This is a genomic window from Paracoccus yeei ATCC BAA-599, assembly GCF_000622145.1.
Lineage (GTDB): Bacteria > Pseudomonadota > Alphaproteobacteria > Rhodobacterales > Rhodobacteraceae > Paracoccus > Paracoccus yeei.
The window spans coordinates 1-3525 of sequence record NZ_JHWH01000056.1 but is presented as its reverse complement, the minus strand read 5'-3'; the positions used below and the strand labels follow the sequence as shown (position 1 = coordinate 3525).

Annotated in this window: 5 protein-coding genes; 3 read left to right on the top strand and 2 right to left on the bottom strand. The window is 60.4% G+C overall.

Features of this window, described 5'->3' with window-relative positions:
• Positions 1 to 38: 38 nt before the first annotated feature.
• Both BU28_RS25005 and BU28_RS0117445 read right to left on the bottom strand, forming a co-directional pair.
• Positions 39 to 305 (bottom strand): ribbon-helix-helix protein, CopG family, encoded by a 267-nt coding sequence (locus tag BU28_RS25005; RefSeq protein WP_081791451.1) that lies wholly within the window; start codon positions 303 to 305, stop codon positions 39 to 41.
• Positions 298 to 912 (bottom strand): ParA family protein, encoded by a 615-nt coding sequence (locus BU28_RS0117445; RefSeq protein ID WP_028720574.1) that lies wholly within the window; start codon positions 910 to 912, stop codon positions 298 to 300. The genes BU28_RS25005 and BU28_RS0117445 overlap by 8 nt, the downstream gene beginning before the upstream one ends.
• 155 nt (positions 913 to 1067) lie before the next feature.
• On the opposite strand from BU28_RS0117445, the gene BU28_RS0117440 reads away from it, so the two are divergent.
• From BU28_RS0117440 to BU28_RS0117430, 3 genes are all read left to right on the top strand, one after another.
• Positions 1068 to 1751 (top strand): recombinase family protein, encoded by a 684-nt coding sequence (locus BU28_RS0117440; RefSeq protein ID WP_028720573.1) that lies wholly within the window; start codon positions 1068 to 1070, stop codon positions 1749 to 1751.
• Complete coding sequence (locus tag BU28_RS23620) at positions 1748 to 2590, top strand: replication initiator protein A (protein ID WP_051578292.1); 843 nt, start codon at positions 1748 to 1750, stop codon at positions 2588 to 2590. The genes BU28_RS0117440 and BU28_RS23620 overlap by 4 nt, the downstream gene beginning before the upstream one ends.
• Before the next feature lie 292 nt (positions 2591 to 2882).
• Positions 2883 to 3086: a helix-turn-helix transcriptional regulator gene (locus BU28_RS0117430; protein WP_028720572.1), complete on the top strand. Its 204-nt coding sequence runs from the start codon at positions 2883 to 2885 to the stop codon at positions 3084 to 3086.
• Positions 3087 to 3525: the final 439 nt, after the last annotated feature.

The following is a 3525-nucleotide window of genomic DNA, read 5'->3' as shown; positions in this document are numbered from 1 at the left end:
TCATTCTTAAGTAATTCCGCTATTATGTATTTGCGTAATCACGCATTTGCGCGCTTAAGGTATTCCGCAAGCGCAGCTTCCAGAATGTCCTGGTGTGTCTGGTCAGTTTCGGCAGCATGTAGCCGCAGGCGGCGATAGGTTTCGCCATCCAGCGCCAGCGTCAGCCGCTTTTCGCCCTCCCGTTTCTTAGGCGCAGGTCTTGCCCCTGTAGTTAACGGCGCAGCTCCGCGTTGCGGTATCCCGGTATCCGCCGGGCGACTTTGAGTGTTTAGCAGGCCATCGAGGGCGACAGGCTTCTTAGCCATTCAGAATCCCCTTCACATAATTCCAGACGGCGGCAATTTCGGCCCCGGCCTTGTCGTCAGTTGTTTCGGTGACGCCCTGCCCCGTAGCCCCGGTTTCCGCATAGCTGACCCGTTGCGCGATGTTGACCGGCGCGACACGGCCATGTTGCGCCAGGACGCGGGCGGCTTCATCGGTGATCTTGGCGCGAGGGGTTTGTGACAGGGCAAAGGCAAAGGGGACGCGGGCAGCGTTCACGGCGGCAATCGTCGCCCCTACGGCCCGCAGATCATCAGGCGAGGGGCGAACGGGAATCAGCACCAGATCGGCGGCCCCTAGCGCCTCTGCCAGCCATTCCGGCGCAGCGGGTGGGGTGTCGATGATGCACAGATCGAATTGCGCCTGTGCCGCGTTCAGGGCGGCCCTGAGAACATCCGGCGCGGGGTCACGGTCCAGCATTGAAGGCGCGTCAGCATCCCGACCTTCCCACCAGGCGCGAAGTGAGCCTTGCGGATCGAGATCGAGACAAAGAACGTCGCGGCCATCCTGAGAGGCAACAACGGCAAGGTTGCGGGCGAGGGTGGTTTTTCCGGCCCCGCCTTTTTGGGCGGCTATGACTATCGTTTTCATGGGCAGACGCTACCGCAGTTCCGCAGAGTCGCAAATACATAAGAGCGCACATCCGCGCTTGCGGAAATACGTAAATGCGCATAGGTGTATAAAGACACAACGGACGTAGGGTGATTATACACCCCGAGATCACCCCAGTTTAGGAAGGACCGGCCATGCACTACGTCACCTATCTGCGGGTCAGCACGGATCGCCAAGGCAAGAGCGGCCTTGGCCTGGACGCGCAGCGCAAGGCGGTGGCGGATCACGTCGCGGGCAAGGGTGAGATCGCAGCGGAATACGTCGAGATTGAAAGTGGCAAGAAGAACGACCGCCCGCAGCTCGCCCGCGCCTTGGCAGAGGCCAAGCGGATCGGTGCTGTTCTTCTGATCGCCAAACTGGACCGCCTCGCCCGCAATGTGGCCTTCATCGCCAATCTGCTAGAAGCCGGGGTCGAGATTGCAGCGGCAGATATGCCAGAGGCAAACCGCTTCCTGTTGCACGTCATGGCGGCAGTCGCAGAGCATGAGGCGCAAGCCATTTCAGACCGCACTCGCGCGGCGCTGGCAGCGGCTAAGGCCCGTGGTGTGGCCTTGGGCTGGTCCATGCCGGGAAGGGCAGGGGAACAGCGCCACGCGGCCCGCAAAGGGGCAGAGCGGAACGCAAGAAAGGCCGATCAGCATGCGGCGAATGTCTTGCCGGTCATTCGTCAGATCGCGGCCCGTGGCGCATCCCTGCGCCAAATCGCGGACGAGCTGAACACGCGGGGCATAAAGACGGCGCGGGGCGGCCTGTGGTATGCCGCGACGGTGCGCAATGTCATGGCGCGGGATAACGAGATCGAGGCCCAAGCGGCATGAGCAAGAACCGCCAGCTTGACCTGTTTGTCGCCCTGATCGGGGACGTGCCATTCCGGGACGAGCGGGAAGCCATGAGCGCCCCCCTCGTCGCCCTGTCCAAGAACAAGCGCACCCGGATCGAATGGGACGGCCCCAGCGGACAACGGGTGCTTGTGACTGCCCCAGACGAATATGGGGTTGCGACGATCTGGGACTATGACGTCCTTCTGTGGGCAATCTCGCAAATCAACGAGGCGGTGAACGCTGGCCTTCTTGTGTCGCCCCGCGTCCAGTTCCACCCCTACAATCTGCTAAGCGCGGTCGGACGAGACACGGGCGGCAAAGGCTATGCAGAGCTGAAAGCGGCCTTGCATCGCCTGCGGGCAACGGGTGTCGCCTATGAAAGTCCGGCCCTGGAAGGGAAGCGGCGTAAGCTCGGAGCGTTCAACCTACTATCGGCCTTCCAGATCGAGGAAAGCGACGATGGCAAGGCCAAGGGTGCATGGCTGGAGCTTCCGGCATGGCTGTTCGAAGCTGTGACCAAGGACCGGGACGTCCTGGCGATTTCGCCCAAGTATTTTGACCTGACAAGCGGCCTTGATCGCTTCCTGTATCGCCTCGCCCGTCGCCATGTAGGCAAGCAGGCAGGGTGGATATTCACCTTCCGCGACCTGCACGGGCGCAGCGGATCATCCCAGAGCTACGGCGATTTTGCACGTGATCTGCGGAAAGCCATCACGCGCAACGCCCTACCCGAATATTCCATGCAAGAGATCGAGGGCGCGAACGGCCCTTCGCTGTCGATCAACCGTGACCCTGAAAAGATCGAATGGCGACAGGATCGGCGCTACAAGCTCTGATCCTGTGGATAAGTCCGTTTTTGACTCGGGGTATCACCCGTTCAGGGACTCGGGGTATCACCCGTTATAACTCGGGGTATCACCCGCCCACCATGCCCGAATGGAGACGCAATATCATGAAAATACATAACATTCCAAAGCGACGGCTTCGCGTAACTGTTTAACTATCTCTTTCAGAGATATTCTTTAACGCCCATTGGCATCTTGCTTTGTTCGCCCTTCCAGCATGCCCCCTGCTGCGGTATAATCGCACCCACAAGATATGGTGTAGGAACACAGGGAGTTGCGGAACATGGCGCAGCAAGCACAAGATCAGCTAATGACAGTGACGGACGTGATCTCGACAATGGGGATCAGCCGAAGCACCTGGCAAAAGCTCGTCGCCCGGAAGCAAACGCCCCCCATTGTTCGGATCGGCGCGGTGCAACGGATCAGGCGGGACGCTTTCGAGACATGGCTAGGCCAGCATGAAAACGCGGCGGCAGAGAATACCTGAGAAAAACGCCTGTGATTGATCTGACGACGAGATATTCCGACGAGATTACAAAAATCCCTACTATTCAACGGGGGCTGCGGCCAACGGCAGCGCCCGGTCTTATAGTAGGCAGAGAAGAACCAGCCGCCTGCCCGCCTCCTGTCTGCACAGCTCCTAATCCTCCCAGCCCGCTTTCCGTCAGCCCCGCCGTTACCGCCAAGCCTGAACGGATCGCCGAAGGCGGCCCGGTGAAGGCGCGGCAGCGTGCCCCCTCCCGACATGAGCGGCGCGTAGAACGGGATAGGTTGGCGCGTTTCCGCGACGCGGCGTTGTTCGCCTATGCGATGGACTGGCCCCTGAATGTTGGCCTCACAATCACCTGGACAGCCCTGCAAGTAGCGGGTGAGCGCAACGAAGGTCATTGTCTCGGACGTGGTGAATGGGCGCGGGAAAAATATAC